Source organism: Streptomyces sp. NPDC003011 (assembly GCF_053591515.1).
In genome coordinates, this window is the sequence record NZ_JBSFTY010000032.1 from 1 (window position 1) to 20,440 (window position 20,440).

Genomic DNA, 20,440 nt, shown 5'->3' on the forward strand with positions numbered 1-20,440 from the left:
GGGAGGGACGACGAAAGCACTCGTCGTCCCTCCCGGCGTCGGCGTCGATGATCCGCGCAGGTCAGGAGGGTGTCGCCACGCCCTCCTGCTCGACCTCGATCCGCGCGTTCCACTCCCGCTTGGAGGCCTGCCAGCCGTCCTCGTTGTGGCCGAGCCGCCAGTAGCCGGAGATCGACAACTCCTCGCGCGCGACCCCGCGCTCGACCCGCAGCAGCCGGCGCAGCTCTTTCACGAAGTGCGCCTCGCCGTGCACGAACGCGCACACCCGGCCCTCGGGGAACTCCAGCGCGCGTACGGCCTCGGTCAGCGCCGCGCCGACGGGCCGGCCGCCGCGGTGCAGCCAGACGACCTCCACGTCGGAGTCGATCTTCTGCTCCTCCTCCGGCCCGGAGACCTCGATGAAGGCGTGGGCCCGGGCACCGTCCGGCAGCGCCTCCAGGGATCGCGCGATGGCCGGCAGCGCGCTCTCGTCGCCGGCGAGCAGATGCCAGTCGGCGCCCGGGTCGGGGGCGTAGGCGCCACCGGGGCCGATGAACCGGACCGTCTCGCCCGGCTGGACGCGCATCGCCCAGGGGCCGGCCAGGCCCTCGTCGCCGTGGATCACGAAGTCCAGCGTCAGCTCGCGGTGCTGGGCGTCCCAGGCGCGCACGGTGTACGTCCGCGTCACCGGCCACCGCTCACGCGGGAACTCCTCGCGGATCCGCTCCATGTCGAAGGGCTCCGGGTAGGTCACCCCGTCCGCCGGGAAGAGCAGCTTCACATAGTGATCGGTGCAGGTGTCCGCCGAGAAATCGGCCAGACCCGGGCCGCCGAGCACCACACGCTGCATGTGGGGAGTCAGCCGTTCGGTACGGATGACCTGCGCGGTGTGGGGTTTGCGCGGCTTGCGTCCCGGTCGTTCTGCCATGGCGGCCTCCCTGATCCCTATAGTTAGGCTTACCTAAGTTAGCATCTCCCTCTGCGGAATGCCCCTCTGACACGACAGGTCCCCCGGCCTCCCGTACTGAATCTTGCTCCCCGGGTCTGAGAATTCCGCGGGGAGCACGCGCGCGTCGATCACACCGCGAGGGTGGCGAGCAGCCGGTGCAGTGATCCGCCGAGCCCCCAGCGGGCGGCCAGCTCCTCCAGGGCCGCGGGGTCGCGCGGGGCGCGCGGCAGCGTCGTGTCGACGTCCGGCAGCGGGACGTCGTCCGCCACCTTGACCACCTTCGGCGCCACCGCCAGATACGGCCGTGACTCGTCCAGCCGCTTGCGCTGCGACGGGGTGAGCTTCGCCTTCGGGTCGTCGACCGCCGCGATGATCCCGGCCAGGTCACCGAACTCGGCGAGCAGCTTGGCCGCCGTCTTCTCGCCGATGCCGGGCACGCCGGGCAGGCCGTCGCTCGGGTCGCCGCGCAGCAGCGCCAGATCCGCGTACCCGGAGCCGTCGACCCCGTACTTCTCGCGCAGCCACGCCTCGTCCGTCAGCTGCAGGCTGCCCACGCCCTTGAGCGGGTACAGCACGCGCACCCCGCGCGCGTCGTCCACCAGCTGGTACAGGTCGCGGTCGCCGGTGACGATGTCGACCGGTCCCTTCGCGCGCGCGGTGAACGTGCCGATCACGTCGTCGGCCTCGTACCGGGCGACGCCCACCCGGGCGATGCCGAGCGCGTCCAGGACGGTCTCGATGACCGGCACCTGGGGCGAGAGGGTGTCCGGCACCTCTTCCTCGTCCGGGCCGCTCTCGTGCTCCTCGGCGACGCGGTGGGCCTTGTAGGAGGGGATGAGGTCGACCCGCCACTGGGGCCGCCAGTCGGCGTCCATGCACGCCACCAGATGGCCGGGGCGGTGGTCCTTGACCAGGCGGTCGATGAACTCCAGCAGTCCGCGCACGGCGTTCACCGGCGTCCCGTCCGGGGCCTTCACGGACTCCGGGACGCCGAAGTAGGCGCGGAAATAGAGCGAGGCGGTGTCGAGCAGCATCAGTCGTCCGGTCACGCCACGCATCATGCCGTACCGCACTGACACCGAGGGCGGCGGTGACTGTGCCGACGGCGGTGTCGGCAGGCTCGGCGGGGGCGCCGGCGACGGCCTCCGCGCGGAGGCCGACGGCCAACAGGGGGACGTAAACGTCCTGTGAACTGGGACACGCCCGCGTTTGGCCGAAAGGCGTCGGGGCAGGGGCCGCTTCGGAGCGACGCCGGTTGCACCTTCATCTGTGGGTGGCCTCCTCCGCTTCTGCCCGCCGAGACAAGAGGTACGCGTGTCATCCAGACTTGAGGCCGCAGGGCTTTACAAGGTGTTCGGACGACGACCCGACGAGGCGGTCGAGCGGCTCCGCAAGGGAGCCGGCCGGGAGGAACTGCGCGCCGACGGCACCACCGCCGCCGTGATCGACGCCTCGTTCACGGTGGAACCCGGCGAGATCTTCGTCGTGATGGGGCTGTCCGGCTCCGGCAAGTCCACCCTGCTGCGCATGCTCAACGGTCTTCTGGAGCCGACCGCGGGCCACGTCGGCTTCGGCGGGGAGAACCTGACCGCGCTCGGCGACCGCGCACTGCGCGAGGTCCGCGCCAGGAAGATCAGCATGGTCTTCCAGCACTTCGCGCTCTTCCCGCACCGCAGCGTCCTGGAGAACGCCGCCTACGGACTGTCCGTCCAGGGCGTGCCCCGGCGCGAGCGCGAGGCGCGGGCCGCCGAGTCGCTCGCCCTGTGCGGGCTGGCCGGCTGGGAGAAGTCCTGGCCCGACGAACTGTCCGGCGGCATGCAGCAGCGCGTGGGCCTGGCCCGCGCCCTCGCCACCGACGCCGAACTGCTCCTCATGGACGAGTCGTTCAGCGCGCTCGACCCGCTGATCCGCCGCGACATGCAGGACCAGCTCCTCCAGCTCCAGCAGACCCTGAAGAAGACGATCGTCTTCATCACCCACGACCTCAACGAGGCCATGCGCCTGGGCGACCGCATCGCCGTCATGCGCGACGGCCGCATCGTCCAGAACGGCACGGCCGAGGACATCCTCGTCCGCCCCGCGAACGACTACGTCGCCTCCTTCATCCAGGACGTCGACCGCTCCCGCGTGCTGACCGCGTCCGCCGTGATGGACACGGACGTGCGCGGCGACGAGGGCCGGTGCGGCTGCGAGACCGCGACGCCGGACACGCCGTTCGCCGAACTGTGCGCGATCAGCGCCCGCCTGACGCACCCCGTGACGGTCCTCGACGCGAAGGGCGCACCCGTCGGCGTGGTACCGAGACAACGCCTCGTCGGGTTCCTCGGCGACGAGTGGGGCGCACCCGTGGCCTGCGACTCCCCGCGGGACAAGGGTGAGGGCAAGGTGATGTCCCGTGCCTAGGATTCCGCTCGGCGACTGGGTCAACGACGCCGTCGACTGGCTGCTGGGCCACATGGCCTGGCTCTTCGACTTCCTCAAGACCGTCTTCACCGGCACCTACGACGGCATCGAGACCGTCCTCCAGGCGCCCGAACCCCTGCTGCTCGCGGGCATCTTCGCCGTGCTCGCGTTCTGGCTGCGCGGCACGCTGGCCGGTGTCCTCACCTTCGCGGGCTTCGCCTTCATCGACTCCCTCGAACTGTGGGACAACGCGATGGTGACGCTGTCGCTGGTCCTCGTCGCCACGCTCATCGCGCTGGTGATCTCCGTGCCGGTGGGCATCTGGGCGGCGCGCTCCGACCGGGTCAGCGGACTGGTCCGGCCGGTGCTGGACTTCATGCAGACGCTCCCCGCGATGATCTACCTCATCCCGGCGATCCTGTTCTTCGGCACCGGCGCCTCCGCGGGCATCGTCGCCACCCTGATCTTCGCGCTGGCCCCCGGTGTGCGCATGACCGAGCTGGGCATCCGCCAGGTCGACAAGGAACTGGTCGAGGCCGCCGAGGCGTTCGGCACCACACCCCGCAACACCTTGCTGCGCGTCCAGCTGCCGCTGGCGCTGCCCACCGTCATGGCCGGCGTCAACCAGGTCATCATGCTCGGCCTGTCCATGGCCGCGATCGCCGGCATGGTCGGCACCGGCGGCCTCGGCGGCGACGTCAACGAGGCCATCGGACAGCTCAACGTCGGACTCGGCTCCGAGGCCGGCGTCGCCATCGTGATCCTGGCGATCTACCTCGACCGGATGACCAGCGCCCTGGGCGTCCATGTCTCCCCGCTGGGCCGCCGCGCCGCCGCCAAGGCCCGCGCCGGCCAGGGAGTGAAGGTCTGGTCCTACCGGCCCCGGCCGCAGGTCGCCGTGATCGGTGTGGTGGTCCTCGCCCTGGTCGCGGGCGGCATGGGCGTCTTCGGCGGCTCCACGGACGGCACCACCGCCACCGCCGACGGCAAGGACGTCGGCCAGGGCAAGAAGATCAGCATCGGCTACATCCCCTGGGACGAGGGCGTCGCCTCCACCTACCTGTGGAAGGAGATCCTCGAGGAACGGGGCTTCCAGGTGGACACCAGGCAGTTCGATGCCGGGCCGCTCTACACCTCCCTCGCCCAGGGCAGCGTCGACTTCCAGACCGACGCGTGGCTGCCGACCACCCACGAGCAGTACTGGAAGAAGTACGGCGCCCAGCTGGAGGACCTGGGGGCCTGGTACGGCCAGACCTCCCTTGAGCTGAGCGTGCCCTCGTACGTGAAGGGCGTCGACTCCCTGGAGGACCTCAAGGGCAAGGCCGCCGGCTTCGGCGGGAAGATCACCGGCATCGAGTCCAGCGCCGGCATGACGGGCCTGCTCAAGAGCAAGGTCCTCAAGGAGTACGGCCTCGACAAGGAGTACAAGGTCGTCGACAGCTCCACGCCCGCGATGCTGGCCGAGCTCAAGCGCGCCTACAGCCACAAGCAGCCGATCGTCGTCACGCTCTGGTCGCCGCACTGGGCGTACAGCGACTACGACCTGAAGAAGCTGAAGGACCCCAAGGGTGCCTGGGGCAAGGGCGACGGCGTGCACACGGTGGCCCGCAAGGGCTTCGCGGCCGAGAACCCGGTCGTCGGTGAGTGGCTGAAGAACTTCACCATGGACGAGAAGCAGCTCACCAGCCTGGAAGCCGAGATCAACAAGGCGGCCAAGGGCAGGCAGCAGGACGCCGTGCGTGCCTGGCTGAAGCAGCACCCGGACGTCGTCGACAAGCTGGCCCCCGTCCCGGGCGGCTCCGCAGCGGTCCCCGCCGAGGCGAAGCGGCCCATCGACGTGGCCTGGTTCCCCTGGGACGAGGACATCGCCGTCACCTACCTGTGGAAGAACGTCCTGGAGCGGCGCGGCTACAAGCTGAACCTCAAGCAGATGGACGTCGGCCCGGTCTACACCGGTCTCGCCTCCGGGGACCTCGACCTCAACTTCGACGCCTGGCTGCCGTACGCGCAGAAGAACTACTGGGACAAGAGCAAGGACAGACTCGCGGACCTGGGCACCTGGTACGAACCGACCTCGCTGGAGATCGCCGTGCCCTCGTACGTCAAGGACGTGAAGTCCTACGAGGACCTCAAGGGCAGGGCCGATCTCTTCGACGGGAAGATCATCGGCATCGAGCCGGGCACCGGCGAGATGGACCTGCTCAAGACGAAGGTCCTGCCCGGCTACGGCCTGGACAAGGAGTACGAGGTCGTCGACGGCTCCACGCCGGCGATGCTGGCCGAGCTCAAGCGCGCCTACGCCAAGAAGGAGCCCGTCGCGGTCGTCCTGTGGTCGCCGCACTGGGCGTACAGCCAGTACCGCCTGACCAAGCTGAAGGACGGCAAGAAGCTCTTCGGCGAGGGCAACACGATCCGCACGATCGCCAACGAGAAGTTCCCCGGGCAGTACCCGCAGCTCACCAAGTGGATCAAGAACTTCAGGATGAGCGAGGACGAACTCGGCACCCTGGAGGCCGAGATCAACAAGCGCGGACAGGGGAACGAGGAGGAGGCGGTCGCCGCCTGGCTGAAGGAGCACCCGGACGTGGCCGGCCGGATGACACCGCAGTAGCCGCTGCGCCGACACCGCCCGGGGGCGGGCCTTCCCACACGTCCTGACAGCGTGGGGCGGGGCCCGTCCCCGGGTCATGTGCCCGGCTCACGAGAGGAATTCACCGCGAGGACTCACCGTAAGGATTCGGCCAACCACATACAGCGACGCCCCAGCCCGAGCTTCGCCGTACTCCGGGAACAGCCGGGGGACGCACCCCCGCGACACCGCGCCACCACAGCGGTCCGTACCTGCGCCCGGCGGATCCGGAGCCGTCGCGCTGGCGCGAACTGTGAGGTCCGGCCGCACACCGCGTGACATCGATGTGACGGCCGCGTGAAACGGTTTGCCGAACATGCGTAGGGTGCAGACAAGGCATCAGGACGGACCGACGAGCCGAGGAGGGAGCCGGAGCGATGGGCGACCACAAAGAACAGCCACTTCGGGTGGGCGCGGCCGTGCGCCGCCGGCGCCGGGCACTGGAGCTCACCCTCGCCGTCGTGGCCGAACGCAGCGGCCTGTCGGTCCCCTTCCTGAGCCAGATCGAGAACGAACGCGCGCGGCCCAGCAGAAGCTCGCTGGAGAAGGTCGCCGACGCGCTGCGCACCACCGCCGTGGAGCTCCTCGCCGCCGCCGACCCGGCGTGCAGCGTGGACGTGGTCCGCGCGGAGGGCGTCGAGCACACCGCCGCGGCCGACCCGGCGGACGACCCCCAGGTGCGCTCCCTGGTGCGCGGCCATCACCAGATGCACGCCTCGGAGTTCACCGGCGACCACGACGCGGGCCGTGAATTCCAGTACCGCAACGACCAGTTGATGTACGTCGCCGACGGCGCCGTGGAGATCGAGGCGGAGGGCCGCGCCTACCGGCTGGGCCGTGGCGACACCCTGTACCTCACCGGCGGCGTGCGCCACCGGTGGCGGGCGACGGTGGCCGACACCCGGGTGATCGTCGTCGCGGTGGCCGAACACATCGAGGCGGTCCGGGACCGGCCCCGCCCGTGACGCCCGTGCGCGTCGTCTCGCTCGTCCCCTCCCTCACCGAGGCCGTGGCCGCGACGACCCCCGGCGCCCTCGTCGGCGCGACGGACTGGTGCACGCACCCCGCGGACCTCGACGTCCCCCGTGTCGGCGGCACCAAGAACCCGCGGCTCGACCGGATCGTCGCCCTCGCCCCGGACCTGGTGATCGCCAACGAGGAGGAGAACCGCGCCCCCGACCTGGCGGCCCTGCGCGAGGCGGGCGTCGAGGTGCTGGTGACCGAGGTGCGCGACGTGCCGCAGGCCTTCCGGGAACTGGCCCGGGTGACCGAGGCGTGCGGGGCGGCGGCCCGGCCGCGATGGCTGGACGAGGCCGAGCGGGCCTGGTCGGCGCTGCGGCGGCCCGAACACCGCAGGACGGCGGTCGTCCCGGTCTGGCGACGGCCGTGGACGGTCCTGGGCCGGGACACCTTCGCGGGCGACGTGCTGGCCCGCCTGGGCGTCGGCCACGTGTACGCCGGCCACCCCGAGCGCTATCCGCGCATCCCGGTCGGGGAACTCCGTGCGAGCGCCCCCGACCTGGTGGTCCTCCCGGACGAGCCGTACCGCTTCACGGCCGACGACGGCCCGGAGGCCTTCCCCGGAGTACCGAGCGCGCTGGTCAGCGGACGGCACCTGACGTGGTACGGACCGTCGCTGGCCGAGGCGCCGCGGGTGCTGGGCGCGGCGCTGCGAGCAGCTCGCCGCTGACCAGACCGCGCACGGTGTGCACGGCGGCGGTGCCCCAGGCGGCGACCAGGACGACGTACAGCCCGACCGCCGGCCAGTCGTAGGCGAGCAGCCCGGTGTGCCGGGCCAGCGACGCGGCGCCGGTGACGCAGGTGCCGACCGGGAAGGTGAACGCCCACCAGGTCATCGCGAAGCGCATGCCGTGCCGGCGGGCCCGTACGACGTGGGCGGTGGCGAGACCGAGCCACAGCAGCGCGAACCCCATGACGGGCACGCCGTAGAGGACGGCGAGGACGCCGAAGCCCTGGCTGTAGGGGGCCGGCAGGACCCCCGGCGCCACGTCCGCGAACGCGCCGACGGCGGTGGTGGACTGGCCCAGCGGACCGAGGACCAGGAACAGGGTCGGGGTGAGGGCGAGCGGGAGCGGCCCGCCGGTGACCAGCCGTCCGAAGACCACCGGCAGCATCAGCAGGGTCGCCGACAGACTCAGCCCGAACAGCGCGAAGCAGGCGAGAAGCAGGGTCGCCCGCGCCTGCCCGGGCGGCAGATGCGGCACCAGGAGCGGCCCGAGCGCGGCGGACACCATGGGCGCGACGACCGGCAGCAGCCAGACGGGCGTGGCCTGTCCGGGCTCGACGCGATGGCGTACGGCCATCAGGTACGGCACGGCGACGGCGGCCCCGAGCCCCACGGCCGTACCCGCGCCGAACAGCACGGCGTCGAGCGCGACCGCCGCTTCGGTGCCGATCCAGTCCCGGCCGACGGTGACGGCCCCGCCGCCGACGGCCAGCAGGGCCATCGAGAGGCAGCCGTAGAAGGGCGCGACGGCCGGGTCGAGGAGGTGGGCGCGGGCCTGGTCGCGGTGGTGCCTCCAGTGCAGGGCGCGGGCGCAGAGCAGGACGAGGAGCAGCACCAGGGACAGGACCCAGACGCAGGCGCAGACGGTCCGCAGACCCGGGACGCGCGGGGGCAGCGCGGCCCCGGCGGTGGCGACGACGGCGGTGCCCATGACGGTGGCGTACCAGTTCGGTCCGAGGTGACGGACGGCGACGGCGCGCGGGTGAGGCGGGTGCGCGGTGGCACGGGGGAGGGGCTGGGCCGCGGTGAGCATGGGTCCACGGTCTCGTCGGCGGAGGGCGGCGACCAGGGAGGACGGAGCTATGAGGGCATAAGCTGTCCTTATGAGCGGCGCGGAGGGGCGGGGACAGGGGCAGGGGCACAGCCAGGGCCAGGCGGGGGGCGGCGGGCCGCTGGCGCACCGGGTGCCCGATCTCGGGGCGCTGGAGCTGCTGCTGGCGGTGGCGCGGCTCGGAAGCCTCGGCGGGGCGGCGCGCGAGATGGGGATCACACAGCCCGCGGCCAGCAGCCGGATCCGGTCCATGGAACGCCAGCTGGGGGTGGCGCTGGTGGACCGTTCACCGCGTGGCTCGCGCCTGACGGACGCCGGCGCGCTGGTCACGGACTGGGCGCGGCGGATCGTCGAGGCGGCGGAGGCCTTCGACGCGGGTGCGCAGGCCCTGCGGGACCGGCGGGACTCCCGGCTCCGGGTGGCGGCGAGCATGACGATCGCCGAGTACCTGCTGCCGGGCTGGCTGCTCGCGCTGCGCGCCCAGCGGCCGGGCACCGCGGTGTCGCTGCTCGCGGGCAACTCGACGGTGGTGGCGGAACGGCTGCTGGCCGACGAGGCGGACCTCGGTTTCGTGGAGGGGCTCACCGTGCCGACGGGTCTGGACTCCGTGGTCATCGCCCACGACCACCTCATCGTGGTGACGGCACCCGGTCACCCCTGGGCCCGCCGTCGCCGTTCCCTGGAGGCGTCGGAGCTGGCGGTGACACCGTTGATCCTGCGGGAGGAGGGGTCGGGGACGCGGCAGGTCCTGGACGTGGCGCTCGGCGGACTGGCACGGCCGCTGATCGAACTGTCGTCCACCACGGCCGTGAAGGCGGCGGCGGTCAGCGGGGCGGGACCGGCGGTGCTGAGCGAACTGGCGGTGGGGGAGGAGCTGGCGATGCGGCGCCTGGTGCGGGTGCCGGTGGACGGCGTCGCCCTGGCCCGCGACCTGAGAGCGGTCTGGCCCACGGGCCACCGTCCGGTGGGGCCGGCGAGGGATCTGCTGTCGCTGACGCGGGGGTAGTGGCCGCGGGGATGTTTCCCGTCCCTCTGGGGCTGCGCCCCAGACCCGGCTGGATCCAGCCCCTCCGGCGCCTGAGGAGCGGGGTCTGAGGAGCGGGGTCTGGGGCGGAGCCCCAGAAGGACGGGCAGGGAAGGGAAGGGGCGGCGGGGGCGAAAGAACCCCTCACGCCCCCCGCGCCGCGTCGACCAGCGCGCGCATCACCCGCAGGTCCTCGCCCATCTCCGGATGCCACTGCACGCCCATCACCCACGGGGGACCAGGCAGCTCCACGGCCTCCACCGTCCCGTCCGCCGCGTGCGCCGACGCGATCAGCCCCGCGCCCAGCCGGTCCACGGCCTGGTGGTGGTAGGTGGGCACCGAGGTCTCCTCCGGGACCGCGTCGGCGTACGACGTGCCCGGCACGGGCTTCACCGGATGCCGGCCGAAGACGCCCGGCACCTCCGCGTGCCCGTCGATGTGCTGGACGAGCGTGCCACCGAGGGCGACGTTCAGCAGCTGCATGCCCCGGCAGATGCCCAGCAGCGGCACCCCGGCGGCGAGCGCCGCGCCGACGAGGGCGAGTTCCCACGCGTCCCGGGCGCGGGCGGGCGGTCCGGTGCGCGGGTGGCGCTCGGCACCGTAGCGGACCGGGTCGACGTCCGGGCCGCCCGCGATCACCAGGCCGTCGAGGCGGGCGACGGCGGCGGCGGCGTGCTCCGGCGCGTCCGGCGGCAGCATCGCGGCCAGACCGCCCGCCCGCTGCACGAGCCGGGGATATCCGGCGGGCAGCAGTGCCGCCTCCAGCTCCCACACGCGCCAGCGCGTCCCGGCCTCCAGATACGTACTGACACCGATCAACGGCCTGTCCGACATGTGCCCCTCCGCGCCCGCCCTCAATGGACTGTCGTCATACCTTTCCGATCCCGGCTGCCGCTGCCGCTGCCTCATGCCAGGAAGCCCCGCAGCAGCGCCGCCGTCCCGGCGCAGTGCTCCCGCATCATCTCCCGCGCCCCGTCCGCGTCGCCGTCCAGGACCGCCTCGACCAGCGCGGTGTGCTGGCGCTGGGAGTGCTCCAGGTTGCGCACCAGGAGCGGGATGCAGTCGAGCAGGTCGTTCACCGAGGCCCGTACCGCCGCGTACCGCGCGGTCAGGCTCGGCGAGCCGCACAGCTCGGCGAGGGTGAGGTGGAGCAGGGTGTCCAGGCGGCGGTACTCGGACAGCGGGGCGTCCCGGGTGGCGGCCAGGGCCTCCCGCAGCCGGTCCCCTTGCTCAGCCGACAGCCCGTACGTCGCGCACAGCCCCGCCGCGCCCACCTCCAGCACCTCCCGGAAGCGCAGGACGTCCTCGATGTCGACCGCGGAGATCCGCCGCCGCAGCTCCTCCTCGCCACCCGCGTCCGTGCGCGGCAGGACGAACGTTCCGCCGTACCGCCCGCGCCGCGACTCCACCAGCCCCTGGTCCTGGAGCACCTTCAGCACCTCGCGCAGCGTCACCCGGCTGATCCCGAGCCGCTCCGCCAGTTCCCGCTCCGCGGGCAGCCGCTCCCCGCCCGGCACCAGGCCGAGCCGGACGACCTGGAGGATCTGCTCCAGCGCCTCCTCGAAGCCGTTGCCCGCCCGCACCGGCCGCAGCACCGGCGTCAGCCGGTCGTCCCGGCCGCCGTCAGCCTCCAGCGACATGTGGCCGCGCCCCCTTCCCAAGCAATGGTTCTCCGAAATACCTTATGGCTTCCGGCTGACCGTAGAAGCCGAAGGAGGCTTTCCCGTGGCAGACCGCACACCCCCGCTCGGCGTCGAGGAGCTGCACGCCCTCGTCGCCGGCGGTGAGATCGACACTGTCGTCCTGGCCTTCCCCGACATGCAAGGGCGGCTCCAGGGCAAGCGGTTCGCCGCCCGCTTCTTCCTCGACGAGGTCCTCCACCACGGCACCGAGGGCTGCAACTACCTCCTCGCCGTCGACACCGAGATGAACACCGTCGACGGGTACGCCATGTCCTCCTGGGAGCGGGGCTACGGCGACTTCGCCATGCACCCGGACCTCTCCACCCTGCGCCGCGTCCCCTGGAACGCCGGGACCGCGATGCTGATCGCCGACCTCGCCTGGAGCGACGGCTCGCCGGTCGTCGCCGCCCCCCGCCAGATCCTGCGCCGCCAGCTGGAGCGCCTCGCCGAGCACGGCTTCACCGCCCAGGTCGGCACCGAGCTGGAGTTCATCGTCTTCAAGGACAGCTACGAGCAGGCCTGGGACGCCGGCTACCGGGGCCTGACCCCGGTCAACCAGTACAACGTCGACTACTCCGTGCTCGGCACCGGCCGCATCGAGCCGCTGCTGCGCCGCATCCGCAACGAGATGGCCGCCGCCGGCCTCACCGTCGAGTCCGCCAAGGGCGAGTGCAACCCCGGCCAGCACGAGATCGTCTTCCGCTACGACGAGGCCCTGGTCACCTGCGACCAGCACGCCGTCTACAAGACCGGCGCCAAGGAGATCGCCGCCCAGGAGGGCGTGTCGCTCACCTTCATGGCCAAGTACAACGAACGCGAGGGCAACTCCTGCCACATCCACCTCTCGCTCACGGACGCGGCCGGCGACAACGCCATGGCCGGTTCCGCGGACGACGAGGGCGGCATGTCCGACGTCATGCGGTACTTCCTCGCCGGACAGCTGGCCGCCCTGCGCGACTTCTCCCTGCTCTACGCCCCCAACATCAACTCCTACAAGCGGTTCCAGCCGGGCTCCTTCGCCCCGACCGCCGTCGCCTGGGGCCAGGACAACCGCACCTGCGCGCTCCGCGTCGTCGGCCACGGCCGCTCCCTGCGCTTCGAGAACCGGCTGCCCGGCGGTGACGTGAACCCGCACCTCGCGGTGGCCGGCCTGGTGGCGGCGGGCCTGCACGGCATCGAGCAGAAGCTGGAGCTGCCGCAGGCCTGCACGGGCAACGCGTACACCGGCGGCTACGCGCACGTCCCCACCACGCTCCGCGAGGCCGCCGAGCTCTGGGAGAACAGCCCGATCGCCCGGGCCGCCTTCGGTGACGAGGTCGTCGCGCACTACCGCAACATGGCTCGCGTCGAACTGGACGCCTTCGACGCCGCCGTGACCGACTGGGAGCTGCGCCGCTCCTTCGAACGCCTGTGAGAGGTCGATTCTTGTCCCAGCAGCCCGAACTCCAGGTACTGAACCCGGCCACCGAGGAGGTGATCGCCACCGTCCCGGCCGCGACCGCCGCCGACGTGGACGCCGCTGTCGTACGCGCCACGGGGGCACAGTCCCGATGGGCCGCCCTCGCGCCCGGCGACCGGGCGCGGCTGCTGCGCCGGTTCGCGGCGAAGGTCGACGAACACGTCGGAGAACTCGCCGGGCTGGAGGTCCGGGAGGCCGGGCACACCATCGGCAACGCCCGCTGGGAAGCGGGCAACGTGCGCGACCTCCTCGACTACGCCGCCGGCGGAGTGGAACGGCTGACCGGACGCCAGATCCCGGTGCCCGGCGGCCTCGACGTCACGATCCTCGAACCGCTGGGTGTCGTCGGCGTCATCGCCCCCTGGAACTTCCCGATGCCGATCGCGGCCTGGGGCACCGCCCCGGCGCTCGCCGCGGGCAACGCGGTGCTCCTCAAACCAGCCGAGACGACCCCGCTGACCGCCCTGCGCCTGGCCGAACTCGCCCTCGAAGCGGGCCTGCCCGAAGGCCTGTTCCAGGTGTTGCCCGGGCACGGCCCCGTCGCGGGCGACGCGCTCGTCGGGCATCCGGGCGTCGCGAAGATCGTCTTCACCGGGTCGACGGCCGTGGGCAAGCAGGTGCTGGCGAAGGGCTCTGCCCTCCTCAAGCGCGTCACCCTCGAACTCGGCGGCAAGAGCCCCAACATCGTCTTCGCCGACGCCGACCTCGAAGCCGCGGCGAGGGCTGCCCCCATGGCCTTCCTCGACAACGCCGGCCAGGACTGCTGCGCCCGCACCCGCATCCTCGTCCAGCGCTCCGCGTACGACCGCTTCCTCGATCTGCTGGCTCCGGGCATCGAGTCGGTCCGCGTCGGCGACCCGGCCGACGAGCAGACGCAGATGGGCCCCCTGATCTCCAGGGTCCAGCTGGACCGCGTCCGTTCCCACGTCGACGCGGACGCCCCCGGCATCCGCGGCAAGGCCCCCGAAGGCCCCGGCTTCTGGTTCCCGCCCACCGTCCTGACCGGCGTCGACGCACGCGCGCGCGTGGCCGTCGAGGAGGTCTTCGGCCCGGTCGCCGTCGTCCTGCCCTTCGAGGACGAGGCGGAGGCCGTGGCCCTGGCCAACGCCACCGACTACGGCCTCTCCGGCTCCATCTGGACCCGGGACGTCGGCCGCGCCCTGCGGGTCTCCCAGGCGGTCCGGGCGGGCAACCTGTCCGTCAACTCCCATTCCAGCGTCCGCTACTGGACGCCCTTCGGCGGCTACAAGCAGTCCGGCATCGGTCGCGAACTGGGCCCGGACGCCCTGACCGCCTTCACCGAGACCAAGAACGTCTTCATCAGCACGGAGGGCCCCGCACAGTGACCGCATCGACCGACGAGATCATCTGCCGCCGCCTGGCCGGCCGTACCGCCGTCATCACCGGAGCCGGCAGCGGCATCGGCCTCGCCACCGCGCGCCGGCTCGCCTCCGAGGGCGCGCACGTCGTCCTCGGCGACGTCGACGAGACGCGCGGCAAGGCGGCCGCCGAGGAGGTCGGCGGGACGTTCGTGAAGGTCGACGTCACCGACCCCGAGCAGGTCGAGGCGCTCTTCAGGACCGCGTACGACACCTACGGCAGCGTCGACATCGCCTTCAACAACGCGGGCATCTCCCCGCCCGACGACGACTCCATCCTGGAGACCGGCCTGGAGGCCTGGAAGCGCGTCCAGGAGGTCAACCTGACCTCCGTCTACCTGTGCTGCAAGGCCGCCATCCCCTACATGCGGCGCCAGGGCAAGGGCTCGATCATCAACACCGCGTCCTTCGTGGCCCGGATGGGCGCGGCGACCTCGCAGATCTCGTACACGGCCTCCAAGGGCGGTGTCCTCGCCATGTCCCGTGAACTGGGCGTGCAGTTCGCGCGGGAGGGCATCCGGGTCAACGCGCTGTGCCCGGGACCGGTCAACACCCCCCTGCTGCAGGAGCTGTTCGCGAAGGACCCCGAGCGGGCCGCCCGCCGGCTCGTGCACATCCCCGTCGGCCGGTTCGCCGAGGCCGAGGAGATCGCCGCCGCCGTGGCCTTCCTGGCCAGCGACGACTCCTCCTTCGTGAACGCCACCGACTTCCTGGTGGACGGCGGCATCTCGGGGGCGTACGTCACCCCGCTGTAGGCGCCGTCCTACAGTGCCGGGATGAGCATGACGCCTCCGCCCGGCTGGTACCCCGACCCCTCCGCCGCGCATCTGGAGCGCTGGTGGGACGGGGCCATGTGGACCGACCACCGGCGTGCCCCGCGGACCCCGGGGCCGCCGGCCGCCGACGGTGCCTCGGGACGGGCCAAGGCCGTCGCCCTGGGCACCGCCGGGGCCGTCCTCGTCGCCGCGATCGTCACGGGCGCGTTCGTCCTCGCCGAGGACGACGGCGGCGGGCCGGACGCGAACACCGCGCCGGCGCCGGTGCCCCCCGCCTCCGCACCGGCGAGCGAGCAGCCCGCCCCGGCGCCGACCACCGCTACGCCGCCCGCCGGCGACCCGGCCGTCGTGGTCGACCAGCTCAACGGCATCACCCTGCCGTTGCCCGACGGCTGGACCAGCCCGGAGCACGTCACGCAGGACGACGTCGTCATGACGACGGACGACGGGACCTACGACTGCCCGGCCGGCGTCGGCACCTGCCGCCACGGCCTGGTCCTCTCCCGGACGGTCACCGGGAACGACGAGCGGTCCCCCGAGATCCTCGCCAACGCGGACATCCCGGAGGCGGCCGACGCGGCCTACGACCGCGACCCCCTCGACCGGCGCCCCTACGGCGGCATCGAGTCGCACCACCGCGTCACGTCCGGGCCGGTCGCGGTGGCCGGACGCGCCGGGTACTTCGTGCGCTGGCGGGTGCGGACGGCCGAGGGCCCCGGCGGCTACGTCCAGTCCCTGGTCTTCCCGTCCAGCGTGGGCAGCGAGTCCCCGGTGCTCGTACGGTTCGTCTTCGACGCCGGCCCGGACGGGCCGCCGCTCGCCGACATGGACCGGATCACCGAGGGGATCCGGTCGGTCGACGACACGGACGGGGGCGGCGGCGTGGGCAGCGGCCTCGGCCCGTCGAACTGACAGGCCGGCGGGGGAAGGGCGCGGGGAGCGCTAGAGGAAGGTGTGGCCTTCCCCGCGATACGTGGGGACGGTCGCCGTCACCGCGTCCCCCTCGATCAGGTGCAGCACGTCGAACCGCTCGCACAACTCCCCGGCCTTGGCGTGCCGGAACCACACCTTGTCACCGAGCAGGAGGTCGTCGGCGGGGGAGCCGAGCAGCGGGGTCTGCACCTCGCCGGGTCCCTCCTGCGGGTCGTACGCCAGCCCCTCCGGCAGGCAGGGCACCGGCAGCCGGTCGCGACCGGGCGCACCGGAGGCGGGATACCCCCCGCCGAGGACGGTCACGACCCCGACTCCCGGCCGCCGCACGACGGGCTGGGCGAACAGGGCGGCCGGACGCCCGCTGAACGACGTGTAGTTGTCGAACAGCCGCGGTACGTACAGTCCCGACCCGGCACCGATCTCGGTGACCGAGTCCTCCGCGGCGGTGTGCTGCACACTGCCCGTGCCGCCGCCGTTGACGAACTCCAGGTCCGGCACCACGGTCCGCACCGCGCGCACCACCGCGGCCCGCCGTTCGGCCAGTTCCCGGCGGGCCGCGGCCTGCATCAGCCGGACCGCGCGCGAGCGCAGCGGCCGTCCGGCGACGGCGTCACCGACACCGGCGATGTGCCCCTCGTACGCCATGATCCCCACGACCTTGAACCCCGGCCGCCGGGCCACGGCACGGGCCATGTCGGCGACCTGGGCGGGGGAGTGCAGCGGCGAGCGCCGGGCGCCGACGCGCACCCGGCCGCCGAGGAGTTTGAGCGAGGTGTCCAACTCCAGGCAGACACGGATGACTTCACGTCCGCCGTCGCGTGCTCCGTCGATGAGGCCGAGCTGCGCGGGGTCGTCGACCATGACGGTCACGGCGGCGGCGAGCTTGGGGTCGGCGGCCAGTTCGGCGAACCCGGCACGGTCGGCGGAGGGATAGGCGAGCAGGACGTCGTCGAAGCCGCTCCGCGCCAGCCACAGGGACTCGGCGAGAGTGAAGGACATGACGCCCGCGAAACCGTCCTTCGCCAGCACGCGTTCGAGCAGGGTCCGGCAGCGTACGGACTTGCTGGCGACCCGGACCGGCTTGCCGCCGGCCCGGCGGACGAGATCGTCCGCGTTCGCGTCGAAGGCGTCCAGGTCCACGATCGCGAGGGGGGCGTCGAGATGGGCGGTGGCCCGGTCGTAACGGGCCCGGTCGGCGGCGCGCGCAGTCATGAACGAAGACTGCCAGACAGGATTACCGCAGGGTAGGGGGACGTTCCGGGCAGATGCCCCGGGGTCGCGGACTGGTTCCCGTTCACCGGGCGACAACCCGTAGAGTGACGCGCACGCACGGAGGACCGTGCCGTCCCCGGCCACACGCCCGCGCCGGGATGCCGGTCCGCCTGTGCGGGTATGCCTGCCCGGACGGCCGAGTCCACGCCGGGCCCGGTCGACGGTGACAACCGGCCCGCGTACGAGGAGACGGCCCGGGCACGAGGAAACGGGGGGTGCATGAGCACGGAAGCGCGGCGCGCCCCCGTCCCCCCACGCCCACCGGGACCGCCGGCGGCGGGGGACGCGGAGAGCGGCTCGGCAGGGACGCACGGGGGTGTCCCGGAGAGCGGTTCCGGGCCGGCGCGTGCGGACGACTCCGGGGCCGGACGGATGCAAGTGGACCGGGGGTTCGCGGGGAGCGGTCCGGTGCCGGCGGACCAAGGCATGTCCGGGCGGGCTCCGGCGCCTGCCGACGGGTCCGCTGCGGCGTCGGGTGAGGCGGCCGCCGGGTTCGGGCCGGTGCCGGTGCGGGGCAGCGGTCCCGGTACCGGCTCTCGTTCCCCTTCTGGTTCCGTCGCCGGGGCAGGCTCGTCGGTTCGCCGTGACGTTGAGAGCGACACCGACGCCGACGGGGCCCGCCGCATGTCCTCCACGCAGCACACCGGCCCTCGTCTCCCGCACGTGCGGACACCGTTCTTCGCGACCGACGGCGACTCCTCCGCGCCGCCCCCGCCCAGGGCGTCGGCCCGCTTCCCGGACACCCCGCCGTCGACCGGCCACGGGATACGCCGAGAGAGCGGCACCACCTCCGAGCGGGGCGCGACGCCGCCGCAGCCGGGTGCGGGGCCGGTGACGCGTGCTCCCGCGCCTGCGCGGCCGGACGCCGGATGGTTCGCACCCGGATCCGCGCCCCCGCCGGGCCGCGGACCGTCTGCGCCGGGTTCCCCGCCGCCGCGCCCGGACGGCGGGTCGTCCGGGCCCGACGCGCTGCCGCCGCGGCCGGGCGCTTCGCTGTCTCCGAGGCCGGAGGCCGGGCCGTCCGTGCCGGGTTTCCCGCCTTCCAGGCCGAACGGCGGGTCGTTCGCGCCGGGTTCCAGGGCTGCGAGGCCTGATGCGGAGCCGTCCGCGCCGGGCTTCGGGTCTGCGCGTCCGGGCGCCGGGCCGACGGCACCCGGCCCTGTGCCGCCGCCCCCGCCGGGGAGCGGCCCGACGGTGTCGGGTGCCATGCCTCCGCGACCGGGCGGCGGCCCGTCCGCGCCGGACCACGTGCCGCCCCGGCCGGACGCCGCGACGCCCGCGCCGGGCTTCGTTCCTCCGCAGCCGACTCCCGGCCCGGCCGCGCCGGGACGCGTACCGCCCCGGCCCAGCGCGGGCCCGGCCGCGGCGGGACACCAGCCCTCTCGATCCAGCTCAGGGGCTCCGGCTTCGGACCCCATACCCCCCCGGCCGAGCCATCGGCCTCCGGTACCGCCCCGCCGTACCTCCGCACCCGCCGAGACCGCGTCGGAGACGACGTTCCGCCTCCGCCCGATCCCCGCGGACCCGGCGCCGACGCAGTCGGACTCCGGCCCGGGTCCCGGGACGCCGGCCGGGCGGGCGGGTGCTCGTCCGGGGTCCGCGTCCGCCGGGTCCTTGGGGCGTGCGGGTGCGTCTGGCGGCGGGTCTGCCGGCCGGCAGGCGGCCGGGCCGGCTGCCGCGGAGGGGGCGCAGCGGCCGGACTCCGGACCGGGTTCCGGGACGTCGGATGCGCGGGCGGGTGCTCGTCCCGGGGCCGCGTCCTTCGGACGCCCCGGTTCCGCCTCGTCGGGCCGGTCGTCCGGTGTGCGCCCGGACCCCCGCTCGGCTTCCGGCACGTCCGCCTCGCCGGCCGGCGTTCACCCCGACTCCGCTCCCGATCGTCGCCCCGGCTCCGCCACGCCTCCCGCGCGGTCCGGAGGCCGCGCGAGTGACGAGCCGGCCACGCCCGCCCGGCCCGGCTTCCCGCCGCGTCCCACCCGTGAGGCCCCGGGCGCCTCCGGCACCGTGAGTGGATCCCGTACGCCTTCCGCGCCCCCCGCGCCCAGGGGCGCTCCGCACGCCCCCGCCGGGCCCGCGCGCCGCACGCGGCCCCCGTCGGCCCCCGCCGCCCCCGCGGGAGGCCGTCCGCAGTCACCGCCGGGCTCCGCTCCCGCCGGAAGCCGCCCGCGGCCGCCCTCCGCACCGCACAGCCCCGGCAACCGATCGCACCCGCCTGCCGCCGAGCCTCCTCACCCCTCCCACCCCCCACGCGACTCCGGCTCCGCCGTCCGTGTCCCCGATCCCGCTCTCTCCTGGAACGCGCCCGTGACGCCGGGCGGAGCCCCGGGTTCCGTGCGGCCCGTCGTGTCGTTCGGGGAGCCCGAGGGGTTCGACGAGCGGGCCCGACCGCGGGCGCGCGGGGTGCGGGTGCGGCCTCGGATCGCCGCCGCGGCGGCGTGTGTCGTGCTCGGTCTGGGACTCATCGGCGGTGCCGCGACCGGGAGTTGGCTCGTCGGGGAGCCGGGGCGGACCGGGACACGGGACGGTTTCGCCGTGGCCGGCGGGCTGTGGCACAGCGTTCCGGTGGACCAGCTGTTCCCGCCGACCGTCGAGGGCCAGGGCGCCGGCCCCGGCGGCGCCGACCGCACCTGGACGCGCATCGCCGTCGCCCCGGACAGCGGCTGCGAGGACGCCTTCGACCCCCTGCTGCGCAAGGCGCTCGCCCCGGTCGGCTGCCGGCGGCTCCTGCGCGCCACCTACACCGACGCCACCCAGAGCTACGTCACCACCGTCGGTCTCCTCTTCACCAAGGGCGACGCCGCCGCGATGAGCGCCCTCGGCAGACGGTTCACGGACGAGGGCCTCGACGACCGCACCGACCTGATGCCCCGCCCGTACGCCGCCAAGGACACCCCCGCCGCCGAGTTCGGCACCGAGCAGCGCGCCTCCTGGACCCTGTCGGTCCTCACCGACGCCCCGGTCGTCGTCTACGCCGTCTCCGGCTGGGCCGACGGCCGTACCGTGGACGCCCCGCAGCCCGCCGCGAAGGCCATGGCGTCCGGTGTCACCACCGCCCCGGCCCAGGCCGGCCTCGGCCACGAGGCGCAGGGCCTCGCCGACCGTGTCGAACGCGGCCTGCGCAAGACCGTCAGCTCGCCCACGGAGAAGCCTTCATGAG

At 73.5% G+C, this 20,440-nt stretch carries 17 protein-coding genes; 11 read left to right on the plus strand and 6 right to left on the minus strand.

The annotated features are described in order from the left end of the window. Positions 1 to 61: 61 nt before the first annotated feature. Both ACWD0J_RS17880 and ACWD0J_RS17885 read right to left on the minus strand, forming a co-directional pair. Positions 62 to 907 (minus strand): siderophore-interacting protein, encoded by an 846-nt coding sequence (locus ACWD0J_RS17880; protein ID WP_451496760.1) that lies wholly within the window; start codon positions 905 to 907, stop codon positions 62 to 64. 149 nt (positions 908 to 1,056) lie between these two features. Then, the gene (locus ACWD0J_RS17885) at positions 1,057 to 1,986 is read right to left on the minus strand and encodes a 5'-3' exonuclease (protein ID WP_451496836.1); all 930 of its coding nucleotides are present in this window, start codon (positions 1,984 to 1,986) and stop codon (positions 1,057 to 1,059) included. Between the two features lies 1 nt (position 1,987). Between ACWD0J_RS17885 and ACWD0J_RS17890 the strand changes: the two genes are divergently transcribed. The 5 genes from ACWD0J_RS17890 (at position 1,988) to ACWD0J_RS17910 (ending at position 7,650) form a co-directional block, all read left to right on the plus strand. Further along, positions 1,988 to 2,119, plus strand: coding sequence for a hypothetical protein (locus tag ACWD0J_RS17890; RefSeq protein WP_451496761.1), 132 nt, complete (start codon positions 1,988 to 1,990; stop codon positions 2,117 to 2,119). Positions 2,120 to 2,242: 123 nt separating this feature from the next. Further along, positions 2,243 to 3,331 (plus strand): quaternary amine ABC transporter ATP-binding protein, encoded by a 1,089-nt coding sequence (locus ACWD0J_RS17895; RefSeq protein WP_451496762.1) that lies wholly within the window; start codon positions 2,243 to 2,245, stop codon positions 3,329 to 3,331. Continuing rightward, positions 3,324 to 5,942: an ABC transporter permease/substrate binding protein gene (locus ACWD0J_RS17900; RefSeq protein WP_451496763.1), complete on the plus strand. Its 2,619-nt coding sequence runs from the start codon at positions 3,324 to 3,326 to the stop codon at positions 5,940 to 5,942. The genes ACWD0J_RS17895 and ACWD0J_RS17900 overlap by 8 nt, the downstream gene beginning before the upstream one ends. Before the next feature lie 395 nt (positions 5,943 to 6,337). Further along, positions 6,338 to 6,925, plus strand: a complete 588-nt coding sequence (locus tag ACWD0J_RS17905) for a helix-turn-helix domain-containing protein (RefSeq protein WP_451496764.1) — start codon at positions 6,338 to 6,340, stop codon at positions 6,923 to 6,925. 5 nt (positions 6,926 to 6,930) lie between these two features. Further along, entirely contained in the window at positions 6,931 to 7,650 is a 720-nt protein-coding gene (locus tag ACWD0J_RS17910) for a helical backbone metal receptor (protein WP_451496837.1), read from the plus strand. Here ACWD0J_RS17910 and ACWD0J_RS17915 read toward each other — a convergent pair. Further along, complete coding sequence (locus ACWD0J_RS17915; protein ID WP_451496765.1) at positions 7,562 to 8,740, minus strand: TDT family transporter; 1,179 nt, start codon at positions 8,738 to 8,740, stop codon at positions 7,562 to 7,564. The two genes, ACWD0J_RS17910 and ACWD0J_RS17915, sit on opposite strands and share 89 nt — an antisense overlap. Positions 8,741 to 8,810: 70 nt before the next feature. Between ACWD0J_RS17915 and ACWD0J_RS17920 the strand changes: the two genes are divergently transcribed. After that, entirely contained in the window at positions 8,811 to 9,764 is a 954-nt protein-coding gene (locus tag ACWD0J_RS17920; RefSeq protein ID WP_451496766.1) for a LysR family transcriptional regulator, read from the plus strand. 162 nt (positions 9,765 to 9,926) lie between these two features. On the opposite strand, the gene ACWD0J_RS17925 is transcribed toward ACWD0J_RS17920, so the two are convergent. Continuing rightward, positions 9,927 to 10,616, minus strand: coding sequence for a gamma-glutamyl-gamma-aminobutyrate hydrolase family protein (locus ACWD0J_RS17925; protein WP_451496767.1), 690 nt, complete (start codon positions 10,614 to 10,616; stop codon positions 9,927 to 9,929). A 71-nt stretch (positions 10,617 to 10,687) separates the two neighbouring features. Beyond that, entirely contained in the window at positions 10,688 to 11,422 is a 735-nt protein-coding gene (locus ACWD0J_RS17930) for a FadR/GntR family transcriptional regulator (protein WP_451496768.1), read from the minus strand. Between the two features lie 85 nt (positions 11,423 to 11,507). Here ACWD0J_RS17930 and ACWD0J_RS17935 point away from each other — a divergent pair, with 85 nt between their 5' ends. Genes ACWD0J_RS17935 through ACWD0J_RS17950 form a run of 4 tightly spaced genes read left to right on the plus strand, consistent with a single transcriptional unit; the run spans position 11,508 to position 15,990 of the window. Next, on the plus strand, positions 11,508 to 12,878 hold the full coding sequence (locus tag ACWD0J_RS17935; RefSeq protein ID WP_451496769.1) for a glutamine synthetase family protein: 1,371 nt from the start codon (positions 11,508 to 11,510) through the stop codon (positions 12,876 to 12,878). Between the two features lie 11 nt (positions 12,879 to 12,889). Further along, complete coding sequence (locus tag ACWD0J_RS17940; RefSeq protein ID WP_451496770.1) at positions 12,890 to 14,269, plus strand: aldehyde dehydrogenase family protein; 1,380 nt, start codon at positions 12,890 to 12,892, stop codon at positions 14,267 to 14,269. Next, a complete protein-coding gene (locus ACWD0J_RS17945; RefSeq protein ID WP_451496771.1) occupies positions 14,266 to 15,057 on the plus strand; it encodes a 3-oxoacyl-ACP reductase in 792 nt (263 codons plus the stop codon). The genes ACWD0J_RS17940 and ACWD0J_RS17945 overlap by 4 nt, the downstream gene beginning before the upstream one ends. Before the next feature lie 27 nt (positions 15,058 to 15,084). Beyond that, positions 15,085 to 15,990 carry a DUF2510 domain-containing protein gene (locus ACWD0J_RS17950; protein WP_451496838.1) on the plus strand — a complete coding sequence of 302 codons (906 nt, stop codon included), beginning with the start codon at positions 15,085 to 15,087 and terminating at the stop codon, positions 15,988 to 15,990. Positions 15,991 to 16,020: 30 nt separating this feature from the next. Here ACWD0J_RS17950 and ACWD0J_RS17955 read toward each other — a convergent pair whose 3' ends face one another. Next, on the minus strand, positions 16,021 to 17,223 hold the full coding sequence (locus ACWD0J_RS17955; RefSeq protein ID WP_451496772.1) for an amino acid deaminase/aldolase: 1,203 nt from the start codon (positions 17,221 to 17,223) through the stop codon (positions 16,021 to 16,023). Between the two features lie 2,391 nt (positions 17,224 to 19,614). On the opposite strand from ACWD0J_RS17955, the gene ACWD0J_RS17960 reads away from it, so the two are divergent. Further along, positions 19,615 to 20,439, plus strand: a complete 825-nt coding sequence (locus ACWD0J_RS17960) for a hypothetical protein (RefSeq protein ID WP_451496773.1) — start codon at positions 19,615 to 19,617, stop codon at positions 20,437 to 20,439. Position 20,440 lies beyond the last annotated feature (1 nt).